17 protein-coding genes and 2 pseudogenes are annotated in these 17084 nt (G+C 67.7%); 12 read left to right on the top strand and 7 right to left on the bottom strand.

What is annotated here, in order from left to right; all coding sequences use genetic code 11:
• Positions 1-9: 9 nt before the first annotated feature.
• The 6 genes and pseudogenes from ACVN90_RS17630 to ACVN90_RS17605 all read left to right on the top strand — a co-directional run.
• A complete protein-coding gene (locus tag ACVN90_RS17630) occupies positions 10-1032 on the top strand; it encodes a carbohydrate ABC transporter permease (protein WP_475099499.1) in 1023 nt (340 codons plus the stop codon).
• Positions 1029-1925, top strand: a complete 897-nt coding sequence (locus tag ACVN90_RS17625) for a carbohydrate ABC transporter permease (RefSeq protein WP_475099498.1) — start codon at positions 1029-1031, stop codon at positions 1923-1925. Before ACVN90_RS17630 ends, ACVN90_RS17625 begins: the two co-directional genes overlap by 4 nt.
• A complete protein-coding gene (locus tag ACVN90_RS17620; RefSeq protein WP_475099497.1) occupies positions 1922-2641 on the top strand; it encodes a hypothetical protein in 720 nt (239 codons plus the stop codon). Before ACVN90_RS17625 ends, ACVN90_RS17620 begins: the two co-directional genes overlap by 4 nt.
• Positions 2638-5739 (top strand): NAD(P)-dependent oxidoreductase, encoded by a 3102-nt coding sequence (locus ACVN90_RS17615; RefSeq protein ID WP_475099496.1) that lies wholly within the window; start codon positions 2638-2640, stop codon positions 5737-5739. Before ACVN90_RS17620 ends, ACVN90_RS17615 begins: the two co-directional genes overlap by 4 nt.
• A 14-nt stretch (positions 5740-5753) precedes the next feature.
• Positions 5754-7337: a glycoside hydrolase family 43 protein gene (locus tag ACVN90_RS17610; protein ID WP_475099495.1), complete on the top strand. Its 1584-nt coding sequence runs from the start codon at positions 5754-5756 to the stop codon at positions 7335-7337.
• Between the two features lie 292 nt (positions 7338-7629).
• Positions 7630-8256, top strand: a pseudogene (locus tag ACVN90_RS17605) (nucleoside hydrolase); the annotation flags it as partial.
• 15 nt (positions 8257-8271) lie between these two features.
• Here the strand turns inward: ACVN90_RS17605 and ACVN90_RS17600 are convergent.
• The 3 genes from ACVN90_RS17600 to ACVN90_RS17590 form a co-directional block, all read right to left on the bottom strand.
• Positions 8272-9348: a LacI family DNA-binding transcriptional regulator gene (locus tag ACVN90_RS17600; RefSeq protein WP_475099494.1), complete on the bottom strand. Its 1077-nt coding sequence runs from the start codon at positions 9346-9348 to the stop codon at positions 8272-8274.
• Between the two features lie 650 nt (positions 9349-9998).
• Positions 9999-10304 (bottom strand): NIPSNAP family protein, encoded by a 306-nt coding sequence (locus ACVN90_RS17595; RefSeq protein WP_475099493.1) that lies wholly within the window; start codon positions 10302-10304, stop codon positions 9999-10001.
• A 227-nt stretch (positions 10305-10531) separates the two neighbouring features.
• On the bottom strand, positions 10532-10711 hold the full coding sequence (locus ACVN90_RS17590; protein WP_475099492.1) for a hypothetical protein: 180 nt from the start codon (positions 10709-10711) through the stop codon (positions 10532-10534).
• A 168-nt stretch (positions 10712-10879) separates the two neighbouring features.
• Here ACVN90_RS17590 and ACVN90_RS17585 point away from each other — a divergent pair.
• Together ACVN90_RS17585 and ACVN90_RS17580 are read left to right on the top strand one after the other, a co-directional pair.
• Positions 10880-11182 (top strand): annotated as a pseudogene (locus ACVN90_RS17585) (DUF7882 family protein); the annotation flags it as partial.
• Between the two features lie 429 nt (positions 11183-11611).
• The gene (locus ACVN90_RS17580) at positions 11612-12295 is read left to right on the top strand and encodes a VOC family protein (RefSeq protein WP_475102149.1); all 684 of its coding nucleotides are present in this window, start codon (positions 11612-11614) and stop codon (positions 12293-12295) included.
• A gap of 114 nt (positions 12296-12409) precedes the next feature.
• Here ACVN90_RS17580 and ACVN90_RS17575 read toward each other — a convergent pair whose 3' ends face one another.
• Positions 12410-13057: a LysE family translocator gene (locus tag ACVN90_RS17575; protein WP_475099491.1), complete on the bottom strand. Its 648-nt coding sequence runs from the start codon at positions 13055-13057 to the stop codon at positions 12410-12412.
• 92 nt (positions 13058-13149) lie between these two features.
• Between ACVN90_RS17575 and ACVN90_RS17570 the strand changes: the two genes are divergently transcribed.
• Both ACVN90_RS17570 and ACVN90_RS17565 read left to right on the top strand, forming a co-directional pair.
• Complete coding sequence (locus tag ACVN90_RS17570; protein WP_475099490.1) at positions 13150-13608, top strand: recombinase family protein; 459 nt, start codon at positions 13150-13152, stop codon at positions 13606-13608.
• Positions 13605-13763 carry a helix-turn-helix domain-containing protein gene (locus tag ACVN90_RS17565; RefSeq protein WP_475099489.1) on the top strand — a complete coding sequence of 53 codons (159 nt, stop codon included), beginning with the start codon at positions 13605-13607 and terminating at the stop codon, positions 13761-13763. The genes ACVN90_RS17570 and ACVN90_RS17565 overlap by 4 nt, the downstream gene beginning before the upstream one ends.
• A gap of 33 nt (positions 13764-13796) precedes the next feature.
• Here ACVN90_RS17565 and ACVN90_RS17560 read toward each other — a convergent pair whose 3' ends face one another.
• The gene (locus tag ACVN90_RS17560; protein ID WP_475099488.1) at positions 13797-14201 is read right to left on the bottom strand and encodes a PIN domain-containing protein; all 405 of its coding nucleotides are present in this window, start codon (positions 14199-14201) and stop codon (positions 13797-13799) included.
• On the bottom strand, positions 14198-14419 hold the full coding sequence (locus ACVN90_RS17555; protein WP_475099487.1) for a type II toxin-antitoxin system VapB family antitoxin: 222 nt from the start codon (positions 14417-14419) through the stop codon (positions 14198-14200). Before ACVN90_RS17555 ends, ACVN90_RS17560 begins: the two co-directional genes overlap by 4 nt.
• 191 nt (positions 14420-14610) lie before the next feature.
• Between ACVN90_RS17555 and ACVN90_RS17550 the strand changes: the two genes are divergently transcribed.
• Positions 14611-15135 carry a helix-turn-helix domain-containing protein gene (locus ACVN90_RS17550; RefSeq protein ID WP_475099486.1) on the top strand — a complete coding sequence of 175 codons (525 nt, stop codon included), beginning with the start codon at positions 14611-14613 and terminating at the stop codon, positions 15133-15135.
• Between the two features lie 25 nt (positions 15136-15160).
• On the top strand, positions 15161-15316 hold the full coding sequence (locus tag ACVN90_RS17545; protein ID WP_475099485.1) for a hypothetical protein: 156 nt from the start codon (positions 15161-15163) through the stop codon (positions 15314-15316).
• Positions 15317-15383: 67 nt separating this feature from the next.
• Here the strand turns inward: ACVN90_RS17545 and ACVN90_RS17540 are convergent, their stop codons facing one another.
• Entirely contained in the window at positions 15384-17018 is a 1635-nt protein-coding gene (locus ACVN90_RS17540; protein ID WP_475099484.1) for a LuxR C-terminal-related transcriptional regulator, read from the bottom strand.
• Between the last annotated feature and the right edge of the window lie 66 nt (positions 17019-17084).

The following is a 17084-nucleotide window of genomic DNA, read 5'->3' as shown; positions in this document are numbered from 1 at the left end:
GAGGACGACATGAGCGATCAGAGCTCACAAGAAGGCAGTGGCGGCATCGTTGCCGCGACGACGCTGCTGACCGGGAAGCGTCCCCTCGACGGCATTCCGGATGATGATCTCGCGCCCGAGACCGCGGCGCCCCCGAAGGCGCGGCGGTTCACCGCAGCCCATCGCGGGAAGCTGGTGCTGTTCGGGTTCGTCGCTCCCGCGCTCGCGATCTACCTCCTGATGGTGATCGTCCCCTCGATCCAGTCCGTGCAGCTGAGCTTCACGAACTGGGACGGCATCAGCGACGGCTACGACTACATCGGCTTCCAGAATTACCAAGACATCCTCACCAGCGGCCGGTTCTGGAACGCGGTGAAGAACACCCTGATCCTGGGCCTCGGATCGGCCATCATCATCAACGTCATCGCCCTCATCGTCGCCCTCCTCCTGGACCGGCTGAACCACGGGCAGGGGTTCTTCCGCACTGCCGTGTATCTGCCGGCCCTCGTCAGCGCGTTCATCATGGCGACGATCTGGAAGTACCTCCTCAACTACAACTTCGGCATGGTCAACAACGTGCTGCGCGATCTCGGGCTGCCCGAGTGGGCCCGCGACTGGCTCGGCGACAGCAGCATCGTCGTCTGGGTGATCCTCTTCATCACCTGCTTCACCCTCGGCGGCAACACCACCCTCATCTACCTCGCCAACCTGCAGTCCGTGCCGCAGGAACTGCTCGAGGCCTCCAAGATCGACGGCGCGAACGGCTGGCAGTCCTTCTGGAACGTCACCTGGCCCATGATCGCCGGCGCCGTCACCGTCAACATGACCCTCGCGATGATCGCGGGCTGGGTCATCTTCGACCAGGTCATGGTGCTCACCTCGGGTGGCCCCGGTTTCGTCAGCGAGACCATGGCGTTCTTCATCTACAAGGTCGGCTTCGGCGAATACCGCGCCGGGTTCGGCTCGGCAGCCGCCGTCGTGCTGTTCCTCGTCGTCATCGTCAGCACCGTGGGCGCGAACGCCTACATGCGCAAGAGGGAGATCCAGGCATGAGCACCTCGGACGCCACCCGCCTCAACGTCCTCCCGAAGGCGCGCCGTCAGAAGACGCCCAAAGAGAAGAAGAAGTGGACCATCGGCGAAGTCGTCGTCATGGTCATCCTCTCGATCCTGGTCCTCATCGTCGCGTTCCCCGTGATCTATGCCCTTCTGCAGTCCTTCCGCAGCTACGCCGAGATCACCATCGACCCGATGGGGCTTCCGACCAGCTTCACCTTCGACAACTACGTCGCGCTGTTCGAGCAGACCGATTACGCCGAGGCCCTGCTGAACACGCTCATCATCACGGTCGGCACGGTGGTGCTGCTGGTCGCGATCGTGCCGATGGCAGCGTGGGGCATCGAGCGCATCGGCGGCTCGTGGGGGCGCTTCCTCTACATCCTGTTCATCGCCGGACTCATGATCCCGTTCCAGGTGCGCATGATCCCGCTCGTGAAGGGCTTCAACGAGGTCGGCCTCTACAGCACCCTCACCGCGGTCATCCTGGTGCACCTGGGCGGGGCGGCGAGCTTCGGCATCCTGCTGTACTGCAGCTTCATCAAGGGCATCCCCATCGACGTCGAGGAAGCCGCGCACGTCGACGGCGCCGGCCGATTCCGCACCTTCTGGTCGATCGTCTTCCCCATGCTGCTGCCTGTGACGAGCGCATTCGTCATCATCCAGGCGCTCGGCCTGTGGAACGACTTCTTCATCCCGCTGGTGTTCCTCGACTCGTCGTCGGCCGGCACGATCAACGTCGCGATCAACCGGATGGTGGGACTGCTCACCTCGCAGTGGCAGCTCATCTACACCGGTGCGATCCTCGCGATCGTCCCGTCGATCGCGATCTTCGCGGCGTTCCAGCGCTACTTCATCAAGGGCATGTCGGTCGGGGCGGTGAAGGGATGACCACCGCACGTCTCGCAACGCGGCGCCCGCCGTCGCGGATGCAGCGCCTGCTCGCCTACGACGGGCCGGTCGCGACCATGCTGCTGGCGACCTTCCAGTACTTCACCGTCTCGGTCTCGTTCATCGCCTGCCTCTCGCCGGTGCTCGCGTTCCAAGCCCTCGTGGGCTGGCAGGCGACGCACCTGGCGATCGGGCTCGGCGCGCTGTCGCTGCTTCCCGTGTTCCCCGCCGTGCACGGTCTGCTGCTCGCGGCCGAGGTGCTTCGGGCGGAGGGCGCGAGGGGCCGCGCTGGTCGTCGGTTCTGGGCGGGCTTCACTTCGGCGTTCCGCATCATGACGTGGGCGGCTGTCGGCGTCGTCGTCGCCGCGCTGCTGATCGGCTACGACCTCGCCCTGTTCGGTCACGAAGACATCGTGTTCCTCATGGCCGTCGGCGCGTCCGCAGTCGTGGTGACCCTCGCGATCGCAATCTCCTCCGTCGCCGCATCGCGCGAGCGGATGTCGCCGATCGCGCTGCTCACCGCTGCTGTCGGCGGAATCGCGAGGCGCCCCCACGTCGCGCTCGCCTGGCTGCTGCTGGTGAGCCTCGCGGGAGCCGTCACGATGCTTCCCGTCGTCGGCGCGGTGGCGTGGGTCTTCGCGCCCGCCGCCGCGGCCGTGGCGGTGCGGATCTGCAACCGGGCTCTGGGCTTCGACCGGGTGGTGGCCACCCGATGACGAACACCCTCGATGCGGTCGAGATCCCGGATGTCGATGCGGCTGCATCCCGCGCAGCCGTGATCGGCGGGTTCACGCTGGAGTGGGACGACGACCGCCCCGCCTCCCTTCGAGTCTCGGGTTCGGTGTTCGTCGGTCGTCGCGCCGTCGCGCTCGTCGAGATCTTCACCGCGGCCGAGCAGCGTGCTCGGACCAGTCAGGCGTACTACCGCTCGGCGGTCGGCGAGCGGCTGCGCGTCGGCGCGGTCGAGCAGGACGGCGACGGCCTCACCGTCACCCAGCTCGACCCCGTGACCGGTCTAGTAGCGACCACCCGGCTGACCGCTCCGACGGAAGACAGCATCCGCTTCGAGACCCGCGTCCAGAACACTTCCGCCAAGTCGGTCATCCTCACCGCGGTCGGTTCCGCGACTATCGGCATCGCACGCTCCGAGGCCGACCTCGACCGCATCGTCGTCTCGACCGCCCGCAGCGAATGGCTCGCCGAGAACCGATGGGTCGACGCGCCGCTGCGTGACAGCGTCCCGGACCTCTCCCTTCCCATCCACGGTCAGGATGGCCGTGGCCACGGCTCGTGGACGAGTCACGGCGCCTGGTCCACCGGCGAGCTGCTGCCGGTCGGGGCTCTCGCCGACACCACCACCGGCGCGGCGATCGCATGGCAGATCGAATCGAGCGCCGGCTGGCACGTCGACATCAGCCAGGGCGCGGACGGCGCCGTGCTCACCCTGCTCGGCCCGACCGACCTCGAGCACCAGTTCGCGCAGGCGCTCGGCCCCGGTGAGTGGTTCGATGCGGTGCCCGTCGCGCTGACGGTCTCGGCCGCGGGTCGCGACGGCGCCCTCGCGGCGCTCACGCCGTACCGTCGCACGCTGCGACCGGATGCCGCGGCCGAGGGCGTGCCGATCGTCTACAACGACTTCATGAACACCCTGATGGGTCAGCCCTCGACCGAGAAGCTGCTCCCACTGATCGCAGCGGCCGCCGAGGCGGGCGCTGAGGTGTTCTGCATCGACGCCGGCTGGTTCGCCGATCCCGAGATCGGGGACTGGTGGTCGACCGTCGGCGAGTGGCGCGAGGCCTCCACCCGATTCGATGCCGCCGGATTGCGGGGCGTGATCGATGAGATCCACCGACGCGGCCTGCGGTCGGGGCTCTGGCTCGAGCCCGAGGTCGTCGGGGTGCGCAGTCCCGCGGCGGCGACGCTCCCCGATGAAGCTTTCTTCACGCGGTTCGGCGTGCGCGTGCAGGAGCACGAGCGCTTCCACCTCGACTTCCGGCATCCTGCCGCCCGCGCACACCTCGATGCCACCGTCGATCACCTGGTGGCCGAGTACGGCATCTCGTACCTGAAGCTGGACTACAACATCAATCCCGGCGCGGGAACCGAATCGGATGCGGCGGGTGTCGGCGCAGGCCTGCTCGGGCACGTGCGGGCCTACCGCGACTGGCTGGTCGCCGTTCAGGACCGCCACCCGGGGCTGCTGCTGGAGAACTGCAGCTCCGGTGCGATGCGCGCCGACTACGGACTCCTCGCCGTGACGCACCTGCAGTCCACCACCGACCAGCAGGACTTCCTCCGCTACCCGCCTGTCGCAGCGTCGGCTCCCGCCTCGATCCTGCCTGAGCAGTGCGGGAACTGGGCGTATCCGGCGGCGGACATGACCGATGCCGAGACGGCGTTCACCCTCGTGACCGGGCTCAGTGGGCGTCTCTACCTCTCGGGGTTCCTCGGACGGCTGCGGCCATCGCAGTGGGCGCTGGTGACGGAGGCGACCGCGCTGTACAAGGACCTTCGCGCCGGGTTGGCCGAGACCACCCCGTTCTGGCCGCTGGGCCTTCCGGGGTGGGACGACGAGGTGATCTGCCTCGGTCTGCACACCTCCGACGGCGACCTGATCTTCGTCTGGGACCGCGGTGCCGAAGTTGGCGAGGTGCTTATTCCCGGCGTGTTCGGCGAGGCGTCATTCCTGTTCCCCGCCGCGCCGGCCGACTGGTCCGCGGTCAGCACCCGGTACGGGCTTCTGCTGCGAACCGCGCCCGGGACAGCGGCGCGCGTGCTTCGCGTCGACACCCAGCCCGGCGGTCGTGCACACGACTACCGCAACGAGAAAGGCGATCTGATGAAGGCCGTGATGGTGATGGCTTCGGATGCCCGGGACCTCGTCTTCACAGAGGACGACCTCGCGAAGCTGCGCGACATGCTCGATGTCGACACCGATCGGATCATCACATCGCTCGACGCTTTGTCCGAAGAGGAGCGCGCGCGCACGGAACTGCTCGTCACTGGCTGGGGCACCCCCGACATCGGTCCCGCCGATCTCGACACGCTGCCGTCGCTGCGGGCGGTCGTGCACTGGGGCGGAGGCGTGGGCTTCCTCGACTCATCCGCGAACGAACGCGGGATCGCGGTCTCGTCCGCGCGTGCCGTGAACGCGATCCCCGTCGCTCAGTTCACCGTCGCGATGATCGTCCTCGCCGCGAAAGAGGCGTTCTGGGTCTCGCGGCGGTACGGAGCCGAGCAGCGGTTCATCGACCGCGAGGCGGAGCTGTCTCACACAGGCCTCTACCGCTCGACGATCGGCATCGTCGGCGCCTCCAGCATCGGATCGATGACCATCGAGATGCTCGAGAACTATGACGTCGACGTGCTCGTCTACGACCCGTACCTCACCGCGGATCGCGCCGCCGCGCTCGGGGTCGAGATCGTGGGCGACTTGGTCGAGCTCGCGCGGCGCAGCAGCATCCTGTCGATCCACACCCCCGACATCCCCGAGCTGCGTGGCATGATCTCGCGCGACGTGCTGGCCGCACTTCCCGACGCGGCGACGGTGATCAACACCGCGCGCGGCCGACTGGTAGACCAGGATGCCCTCGTCGACGAGCTCCAGTCAGGACGACTCCGGGCGATCCTCGACGTGACCTACCCGGACGTGCTTCCGGCCGGGCACCCCCTGTACACGCTGCCGAACGTGTTCCTGACGCCGCACCTGGCAGGTTCGACGGGAAGCGAACTGCGTCGGCTCGGCGCCACCGCCACCGACGAGGTCGAGCGACTCGTCACAGGTCGGGAATTCCAGCATCCGATCACACCCTGAGTGAGGCCCGCCGCATGGCGACGATTCACAACCCCGTACTGCGGGGGTTCAACCCCGACCCGTCGATCGTTCGCGTCGGCGAGGACTACTACCTCGCCACGAGCACGTTCGAGTATCACCCTGCCGTCCGGATCCATCATTCGCGCGACCTCGTGAACTGGACCGTGCTGGGGCACGCCCTCGCCGAGGGATTCGACCTGCGCGGCGTCCCCGACTCCGGTGGGGTCTGGGCGCCGAGCCTAAGCCACGCGGACGGGAGGTTCTGGCTCGCGTACTCGATCGTGCGGACCATGGACGGCGACGACAAGGACATCGACAACTACCTCGTCACCGCGGACAGCATCACCGGCCCCTGGTCGGCACCGGTCCACCTCGGGTCGCGCGGATTCGACTTCTCGTTCTTCCACGACATCGACGGCACCCACTGGATCGTCGGCGTGCAGTGGGACCACCGGCCGGAGCACCCCTCGTTCAGCGGGCTCGTGATCGAGCAGTACCTTCCCGACGAACAGCGCGTCTCGGGCGAGGCGACGGTGATCTACCAGGAGGACGTCCTCGTCGAAGGACCGAACCTGTACCGCATCGGCGACGAGTACGTGCTGACGATCGCGTCAGGTGGCACCGGCTGGAATCACAGCATCACCACCGCCCGATCCCGTACCCTCACTGGGCCTTACGAGCGCGACGCGCTGCCTGCGATGCTCACCGGTCGCGATGCCCCCGGCGCCCCGCTGCAGAAGGCCGGGCACGGTGAACTCGTGCAGACACCAGACGGCGAATGGATGCTGGCACACCTCGCCAGCCGACCCGCCCTGCACCTCGGCGAGCGGTACTGCACCCTGGGTCGCGAGACCTCGATCCAGGCCGTGGCCTTCGAGAACGGCTGGCTGCGCCTGCGCGACGGAGGCCACCACGCGGCGCTCGACGTCGAGGTCGCGACCACCCCGATGCCTGCGAAGGACTCGGCACCGTCCGACGACGGCGGCTCGTGGATCGAGGACTTCGCCGGCGAACGGGTCGACAGCCGCCGCTGGTCGACCCTGCGCGTCGCACCCGCCCCCGACGTCTTCGACCTGCGCGCGCGCCCCGGCGCCCTGCGCCTGCGGGGAGGCCACTCGACAGCGTCGGTGTTCGAGCAGTCGATGCTCCTCACACGCGTGCAGGAGCACCGCACCACCTTTGAGGCGGTGATCGACGCCGCACCCCGCACCACACGCGAGGCGGCCGGAATCATCGCCTGGTACGACCGTCAGGGCTGGATCTGGATGCAACAGTCCTGGGACGAAGCGGCGGGACGCAGCATCCGGATCGTGGCGCGCGATGGGGCTCGCACGACGCGCTCGGCCGCGGTGCCGGTTCCGGACGGGCCATTGCGTCTGCGCGCCGACCTCGATGGGTCCACCCTCACCTTCGCGTGGGCGACGACGACGGGGGAGTGGAACGCTGTCGACGGCGAGTATCCGGCCTGGACGCTGTCGGACGACCACGGCCCCCGACTCCGCTTCACCGGGATGTTCTTCGGCGTGCGCGCCGAAGACCTCGACGGCCGAGACTGGACTGCGGACGTCCTGAGCACATCGTTGCGAGCGCAGGCATGACTCGACGCCCACGACCGCGTGTCCGGGTGATCGTCGACAACGACTTCTCCGGCGATCCCGACGACCTGTTCCAGCTCGTCCATCATGTGCTGTCGCCCAGTGTTCAGATCCCGCTTGTCATCGCGTCGCACCTGTCACCGGGCGACCCGATGGACCCCAGCGACCGCCAGGCCCAGAACGCCGCTTCGATCGCTCGCGACCTTCTCGGGCGGATGAATGCCGGCACCCCGGTGGTGGCAGGCAGCGATGCGGCACTGGATGCCGCGGGGTCGGACTCCACGCGGCGGTTGACGCCATCGTCAGCGAGGCGCTGCGCGACGACACCGACCTGCCGCTGTACTACGCGGCGGGCGGGGGACTCCCCGACATCGCTGCGGCACTGCGGGTGGCGCCGCACATCGCCGACAGGCTCACCCTCGTCTGGATCGGCGGCCATGCCTACGACGACCCGGCGGCCGTGACCCTGCCCGTCGAGTACAACCTCGCGATCGACCCGGTGGCTGCGCACGAGATCTTCGCCTCCCGCATCCCGTTCTGGCAGGTGCCGCGCGACGCCTACCGGCAGTGCCTGGTCTCGATCGCCGAACTCGACACGCGGGTGCGCGACCGCGGCGAGCTCGGGCGTCACCTCTCGGATGCGATCGACCGCGTCCGCGACTTTCACGGCCGCGGCACCCTGGACGGCGAGACCTACTGCCTCGGCGACAACCCGCTCGTGCTCGTGACCGCGCTGCAGTCCTTCTACGGACCTGACGCGTCATCGTCGGGCTGGCGGTGGCGACCAGCGCCATCGATCGACGAGCGTGGCCACTACGCCGAGCCCCGCTCTGACACGCGACGGATCAGGGTGATGACGCGCGTCGACACGCGCCTCATGTTCGAGGACTTCTTCCACAAGCTGGACGTGTTTACGCGCTGATCCGACCCGCCGCGGCTACTTCGCGCGAAGAGGCCCCGAGGAGTCGCGGGCGATGAATTCGCTCGGCAGCACGATCGGCGACTCGTACGGCACGTCGCCGACAGCGATCCGGCCGGCGAGTACGCCGACCTCGTGGAACGGCGCGTGCACGGTCGACAGCGCCGGCGTCAGGTACCCCGCGAGCGGCATGTCGTCGAACCCGACGACCGAGACGTCGTCGGGCAACCGCACTCCCTCGGCGCGGAGGGCGCCCGAAACTCCGACGGCGATCATGTCGGTCTGGCACACGTACGCCGTCACGTCGGGATGCTCGGCACGGAAGAGGTGCAGGATCTCCTCCGCCTGCTCCGTGAAGTTGTCGGTGTGCATCACGAGTGACTCATCGAGTTCGAGTCCGGCCCGCTCGAGCGCGGATCGATAACCGAGGTAGCGCTGCTGCGAAGTGGTCATCCGGTCCGTCTCGCCGACATAAGCGATGCGGCGGTGGCCGAGGCTGACGAGGTGCGCCACCGCGGCTTCGATGCCGCCGACGTGGTCGTAGTCGATGCTCGCGATCTCCGGCAGCCCCTCGACAGCGGGGCGGCCGCAGACGATCAGCCGCGCGCCGACGCGAGCGAGCTTGTCGGCGTAGGAGGCCGCGCGGTCCGTGAAGACGTCATCGGTGGGCGTCGAGCCCACCATCAGCACGGCCGCGGCCCGCTGTTCGCTGAGCGAGTCGATGAGTTCGGCCTCGACCGCCGGGTCGCCGTGGGTGGTGCACATCATGAACAGATGGCCGTGGGTGGTGACGACACTCTCAGCGCCGGAGGCCATCGCGGCAAACGTCGGGCCCACCATCTGGCTCGACACGAACGCGATGCTGCGCCGTCCGACCCCCATCATCGACCGCGCAAGCCCGTTCACCACGTAGCCGAGTTCGTCCGCGGCCGCGAGCACTCGGGCATGGCTGGCCGCCTTGCCGGTCCCACGACCCGCGAGCACCCGGGAGGCCGTCGCGGTCGAGACGCCGGCCAACCGCGCGACATCAGCGAGGTTCGCCCGCCCGACAGGCTCGGGACCGCGCGTCGCGCCACTGCGGTTCGAGGTGCTCACAACTGCAAATGTACGCGACGGGAGAGCGCTTTCGCCGTGTTGTACGGTGATTTCAAGACACGCTGTGCAACTAGTTGCCCAGCGTGGCTGTTCTGGGGGCGGTATGTCACGACTCCGTGCCCACGTGATGCCCACGGCTGATCCGGAACGGCGTGGATCCGGAGCGAAGCAGATCGGCTTCCGCGCCTACGCAAGCCGCATGATCACGCGGAAATCGGCCGACAACAGATCGAGCGGGATCGAGGCGGACGTCGCTCGGCGTGGTTCAAATCCCTCCGTCTCCGCAGAAAAACCCCCGGTCATCCGGGGGTTTTCTCGTTGCGTGGGTGCGAGTCTAGCGCATTTCGGACAAGTGCATCGTGTGTGTGGAGTGGACTGCGTGCGAACTCGGTTCGCGCGGCCTTGCACCGCGGAGGGGTGGAGTCCCTTCTTGGCGAGAGGACGCTCTTCACCCGTTGAGCGCCCTATGGCAGCCATGCTCGGTCGTCGTCGTAGGTCTCGCATGTCGACGTGCGCATGGCCCTCGTCGCCGCGACCGCAGCGTTCACTTGAGGCGCCGCCGTAAGGCTTCTCATCGGGCGGGGCATGCGGTCGGATCCGCCTACCCCGCCCGATGTTCGCTGCACTGGGCAGGGGACTCTGGAGGACCGCTACGCGAACACCGGCGAGAGGAACCGACGCTCGTAGCGGCGGATACACCCAGTCCGTCGTGCGAGCTCGAATGCCTCCTGACACCCTGGGTCCGTCTTCGAGGCGTTCCGGTAGACCTCATACTCGGCCAGAGACGGAAAGGTGAACAACGCGAACGCTTCGTCGCTGTCACCCTCGCTGGGCATGAAGTAGCCGTGGTGGGTTCCGCCGAGCTTGTTGACAAGGTGGATCCACGCACGGCCGTACTCGGTGAAGTCGTCGAGCTTGTCAGGATCGATCTCATAGCGAAGATGAACAGTGATCATCGAGGGTCCTTTGCAGTCAGACGGTCTCAAGATTCTTGCCGGTCAGAAGACTGCTCGACGATGATCACTGTCCCGTGTGCGAAGAGTGGCGGATAGAGCTCGGAAAGTTGGCAGAGTGGAACGCGCTGAGCGACCCGCTGGCGCGCTCCCCGCGCGGCGACATGAGCGGAAGTGACCGCGCGCGCCGCGTCGGCGCTGAGGTGCCTGCCGAAGGGCAGGCAGGGGCTTCACTGTTGTGGCGGCGAGTCTGGGGTGGCGTTCGGGCGCCAGTGGGCAACGGTGGGCACCACGTCGTCGAACAGCGGTTCGACGGGAGGTTCGTCGGGAAGGTTCAGGGCGCGGTAGTGCCGCGGAAGCTCGTCGACGAGCTGCCCGTCGCGTGGTCCGTCTCGCAGTCGGAACACCATGCCTCAACGCTAGGAACGCGCACAACGTGTCCGCGAGGCGGTTGCGTTCTGCGTGAGCATCGTCTACCCCCGAACTTCGATCCCTCGCGCGGCGTCGACAGATCTATCCTGAGCGTGGAGGGGTACACCGATTCCGGGGTACTTAGTCGGCCGAGACGAACGGTGATGATGGGAACGATCTTCTATGGCGGGTCCGACACGCAGATCCATATCGAGGATCGCGCACTCGCTCACCTGAAAGTCGTGATTGCGACCAAGCTCCGCCGCGGGGAGAGCTTCACCGTGTCGTGGCGGCATCCGGATGATCAGCCGCGCGGCCGCAGCACCATCTGGCTGAACCCGTCGATCCCGCTGCGATTCGTGTTCGACGACCCGGAGCCCGCCGAACTCAGCCACGCGTGGATCCAGGAGCTTGCCAACTCGGCCAGCTCCACCGGCGGGATCACGCTCGTCGCCGAGCACATCGACAGCGAACCCCTTCACCTACTCGAAGGCGAGAGCACGGATGTATCGCTCGGCCGCGTCGCTGTCGAGCACCTGAACGTCGATCGCGCGACCATCGCCGGCACCGATCTGGCCGGCGCCGACCTCGCCGGCGCCACGCCGTGAGAGCGCGCGCGGGTCTCGACTCGTGGTGCCACCGGTCACCGCCGACAATACGCGGCACCGTCGCGAGTGACCCTCCCGCGTCGCACCGATGAGCGCGCACCCCTGATCCCGCAGCGCCGACTCACCGGGCCCAGTTACCTCCTCGCGGCGCTCTGACGGGCGGTTAAGGACCGCCCAGGGGCGGGCGAGTTGCGGGTTCAGGTCACGGTACTCACTCGACGTGTTGCGAGTGCGCGATCGGGTGGTCGGTTCTTCTATGCAGCCAGATAGGCCATGCGTAGGGTGATCGGCATGAGCGAAGACGGGTGGCGCGCTTTCCTGTCCGGCGATGGTGTCGAGGATTGGGTGGTTCTGCACGGTGGTCCGACGGCCGTGTTCAAAGTGGCATCGCTGAGGAGCGCGGCGCGCTTGGCGGCGGCGGTGTCTGAGGTGCCCGGCCTCGGGCCGCGAACGCTGCTCACCGCGACATCGGATCGCCTCACCGTGAAGCTAACGCGCAAGATGTGGGGAACCGAACACGATCACCTCGACGTGGCCCGTACGATCTCCGCACTCGCGCGCCAGCAGGGCGCCATCGCGGATCGACAGGCGGTGCAGGAGGTCCAGATCGCGATCGCCGCGAAACCCGAGGCAAGAGACCTGCCGTTCTGGCGTGCCGTGCTCGGCTACGCGCCGTTACACGAAGACAACGGCATCGACCCGCTCGGCCAAGGATCGACCGTGTGGATGCAAGACCTCGACCCGTCCAAACCACTACGGCACGCCATGCACCTCGACGTCTCGCTTCCACGCGACCAGATCGAGTCGAGACTGTCGCAGGCCGTCGCCGCCGGCGGACGGGTCGTGGACGACACGGAAGCACCGAGCGCGTGGATCCTCGCCGATCAGTCGGGGAACAAAGTGTGCCTGGCGGCGTGGCCCGACGGAGCTCAGCCCACAGCGGCAGACAACGCTCCAGCCGCGAGCCCGACCTGACAGACGACCGACGAACCCAACCCCCGCCGCACCCCGGGAGAGGGCCCTACTCCGCTCGCACGAGAACCGCCCTGCGGGCGTGAGGTTCCCCGCGTCTGCCACCGCCCGGTGGATCTAGCTGGCGCCGGCGGGCGTGGGCGCGTCGATCGCCAGCTTGATCCCGATGGCGCCCAGGAGTGAGCCCGTGACCCATTTCTGCCACCGCATCCAGGCGGGCTTGCTCTGAAGGAACACCACGACCGAGCCCGCCGCGAGGATGATCGCCGCGTTCACCGTCACGCCGACCAGAATCTGTATCGCACCTAGTTGGAACCCCTGAGCGACGACGTTCCCGGCCGCCGGATCGATGAACTGCGGGATCAGGGCCAGGTAGAGGATTGCGACCTTGGGATTGAGAAGGTTCGTGATCAGCCCCATCCGGAACAACTTGCCTGCGGAATCGCGAGGAAGCGCACTGGTATCGAACGGTGACTTGCCGCCCGGGCGAAGGATCTTGTACGCCAGCCACAGAAGGTAGCCGGCGCCCACGACCTTCAGCGCGATGAAGAGCCACGGGACCACGAAGAACACTGCCGCCAGCCCGAGGTTCGCCATTGCCATGTAGACGACGAAGCCAAGCGCCGTGCCGGCGAGCGAGGTCATTCCAGCGCGCCACCCTTGGCTGATGCTGCGCGATACCAGGTACATCATGTTCGGGCCGGGTGTGAGCGCCAAGCCCAACTCCACGAGTGCGATACCGGAAGCAGCGGCTAACGAGATCATGAACTTCCTTCGCAAGATCGGATGAGCATCCTCATCGATGCGAAGTCCCTCAGATTGTGCCACGACCGGGCCCGAGCCAACGTGGCGTGTCCATGACCGGCGTGAAGGCAGATTGGCTATGCCAGGTCTCCACAGCGGATCAAGACCTCACCTCGCAGCGGGATGCCCTGCTGCGACTGGGAGTCCTGGATTCGAACATCTACGTCGATCACGGGCTGACCGGCACCGACCGGGCCAGGCCCGGACTGCGCGAAGCTCTCGCCGCCGTCCGGGAAGGGGACACGCTGGTGGTCACCAAACTCGACCGGCTCGCCCGATCGGTGAGAGACGCACGCGACATCGCCGACGAACTGACAACGAAAGGCGTCGCGCTCAGTCTCGGCAGGAGCAGGTACGACCCCCCCACAGACCCCGTGGGGCGGCTGCTTTTCAACGTGCTCGCCATGGTCGCCGAGTTCGAACGCGACCTGATCAGCATGCGTACCAAAGAAGGGATGGCAGTGGCGCGGGGAAGGGTCACCCGAAGGGCAAGCAGCCAAAGCTGTCGATGACGCAGCGAAAGCTTCTGTTCGACGTCCAGGACCAGGGTGAGTACACCCAGACTGAGATCGCTGAGCTGCTCAATGTGTCCCGCGCCACCGTCTACCGCGAATTACGGCGCCGCCGCGTGGCATACCTCGCCACGCGCGAAGCGCACATCTTCTGAACGCGCGTGGTCGAGGCCCTGGCCGGAAAGCCTCTAGGCCGCCACGTACTCCTGCCGGGCCGCGCCGCGTGTGGCGATCTCGATGAACCCGAAGTCGTGGTCGGAGTTCAGGATGACGGCGTCGTTGACGACCGCGTACGCCGCGATGAGGCAATCGAACGCCGCTGCCGCGCGGGTGAGCCCTGAGTCCCATAGCGCCTGCTGGACGTCCAGTGCGTGCTGTTCGTCGGGGTGTTCCCACGCGGGCAATAGCTGCTCCATGTCCGCGCGGAGTTCTTGGTACTCCTGAGGCGTCCGGGCCGAATGGCAGTACTCGAGGACTTGGGGAGGACACGTGATGATCAGATGAGTGGGTGAGAGCTCCCGGAGCCTTGCCGCAATCGCATCGCTCGTCGAGGCCTTCTGCCAGATGCTGTTGTCGACGAGGTAGGTCGTCACTGGCCGGCGATCGCCGTCCGCGGCGGGATCGTCGGAGCGTCGATCTGGTCGGGCTCGAACGTACGGGCGATGATCCGCTCGACGGCGGCGGGCTGGCGACGGACGGCGATGAGCGTCCGCAGGGCGAGGTCCACTGTTTCGCGATTGGAGGTCGTGCCGGCGAGTTCTTTCGCTTGGCGCAGCTCGTCCGGGTCGATATCGATTGACGTGACGGTCATGATTCCTCCTCCGGTTTGTATAGAGCAGTATATAGACCTGTCGCGCAACTCCGCCTCGATGTCAAGCGCCTACGGCTTCCAGGGGCAGGCGATGCGTTGCTCGGCATGCTCTGATCGATCTGTCGGGGCGCGTGCTACTCTAATCGCAACAAACGCAATCCCCTGCGTTCACGTGTATTGAGGTGATTCCTGTGTCTCGTCCTGCAGTCGTTGAGGAGACGTACCTTCCCAGCAGAGGCGACGAGCTTGCCCCCGTTCTGGACTTCCTGACCGCCCATGAGGCTGCCGGCCGGGCGCTCCCCGGGCCGCGGTACTTTCTTGCGGGTGCGCGCCCCGGAGATCAGGTCGAACTCCCGGAAGAGGTCTATCTCGCGCTTCGCAAGATCGTGGACGCGATGCGGAGCGGGCTGGCGGTCTCGGTCGTGCCGCAGACGACACGGCTGACCACTCAGCAGGCAGCGGATCTGCTGAACGTGAGTCGGCCGACCGTTGTGAAGCTCCTCGACGAGGGGGAGATCCCGTTCGAGAAGGCCGGAACACATCGTCGCGTTCTCCTCGCTGATCTCCTCCACTATCGGGAGCGCCGGCGAGAGCGTCAGTACGACGTGCTCGCCGCCACGCGCGACGCCGTCGACGAAGACAACGTCGAGCAGACGCTCGAGGACCTTAAGGCGGCGAGGAAGGCGGTCGCGGCGAGGCGGGCTGCCCGGCTCTAGCTTCGCAGCCTGACAGGATGGGGTCGTGTTCACGGCGGCCCTCGACACCAGCGTGCTGTGGCCGAGTCTGCAACGTGACTTCCTGCTCTCCCTCGCAGTCGAGGGCGCGTATCGCCCGACGTGGAGCTCGGTGATCCTCGACGAGCTTGAGTTTCACGAGGACGCCACGGTATGCCGGTGATGCCCGCAGCCGCGTCGAGAGAATCACCCATTCACCTGACGTCGCCGTGGGACGTCTCGCGCACAGCTCAGCCGGCCAGCCCGTGCCGGAAGGCGAACGCGGTCGCTGCAGACCGCGTCGACACGCCGAGCTTTCCGAAGATGTTGCTGAGGTGCCGCTGGACGGTCTTCTCACTGAGGTAGAGCTCGCGGGCGATCTGGCGATTCGTGTCGCCGGCCGCAACGAGCCTGAGCACCTCGACCTCCCTGGTTGAGAGCCCGCCCGGCTGCGGGGTGGGCGTTGTCGGCGATTCGGTCTCCATCGCCCCGAGCGCCTGCCCGGCCCCCAGGTCGGCGAACTCGACGCGCGCCGCATCGAGCTCCATCGCGGCGGATGCCTCGTCGTCGAGGGCCCGGCACGCCCGCGCCGCGAGCACGCGGCAGCGCGCTGCCTCGTACGGGACGTCGAGTTCCCGCCACTTCGTCCACGCGTGCCGCGCGGCGGTGAGGGCGGCGCGGGGATCGTCCTCGGCCAGGAGCACGGTTGCGTCTGCCTGCTCGACGACCGCCCGCAGCAGCGGCATCGTGCTGGATCTGGTGAGCGCCCGGATCTCATCGGCCGCCGCGCGCGCGGCCACCACCTCGCCCGCGCCGAGGTGGATCTCCACGGTCGCCGGGAGCAGCCAGCGTCGCTCAGCAGGGTCCAGGCGGTCTGCGGCGGCGAGGATCATCGTGCGCGCGATCGCTGGTTCCCCCTGTGCCAGCCGCAGCAGCGCGAGGCCGGGCTGCGGCTCCCAGCCGGTGCGCGAGGCCTGTTCGTACGCCGCCATCGCGGCATCCGGCTCGCCGCGCAGCCGGTGCACCTCGCCAAGCTGATACCAGGCGCTGTAAAGCCCGTCGCGGTCTCCGCGGGCCGAGCGCTCTTGCGCCTCCTCGGCCGCAGCGAGGGCATCCGCCCAGGCGCCGTGCAACAGGAACAGCGCGGAACGCTGCGCGTGACACTGGCCGCTGAACGCGACCATGTCGGGCCGTTCGGCGCACCAGCGGTCGAACGCCCGGGTCCACTCGTGGGCGCGCTGCACGTCGAAAGCCAGCCGGCACGCCTGCAGTACGGCGCAGTAGACGATGCCGGAGGGGACAGGTGAGACCTCGCCGGCCGTGACGGCGACCATGACCTCGTCGAGCCGGGCGAGTCCCGCCGCGGGACGCCCGAGCATGATCTCCGACTGCCCGAGGCCGAGTTCGGCGAGCGCGACGAGGTCGGGGTCCTTCGCGGCGCGGGCGAGTTCCGCGGCACGACCGAACACGGCTGCGGCTCGAGCGCCGTCACCGCCGTACAACGCGGCGAGCCCTTCGGGGATGAGGAGGAAGCCGTGGTCGGGGCGCCCCTCCGGGTGCTCGTCCACCAGTCGCTGAGCGCGCGCGAACCACCCACCGGCCTGTGCGCGGTCTCCGACATCCATGAACTGCATCCCGAGCCACGCGGCGCAGCGGACCGCGCCGTCCACGTCGCCGTCCGCAAGGAAGGCCTCATGGGCCCGCGTCAGCCAGTCGATGCCCTCTTCGAATCGCCCGACCAGGGTTGCCGCGATCGCGAACTGCGCGAGGTCGAGGGCGGTCGCCGCCGACGCTCGATCCGTCGCATCGAAGTCGGCGATGGCGTCACTCCAGCGATGCTCGCCGTAAGCGGTGCGCCTGCGATCGAGGGCGGTCGGCGCGTCCATGAGGACTCCCTGAACTGACGGCGACGGCCGTGCCCGGAGTCGGGGACCGTCGGCTCCGACCGGCAC

It is taken from the genome of Microbacterium sp. F01 (genome assembly GCF_056156365.1).
This window is presented reverse-complemented; position numbering and strand designations above follow the sequence as displayed.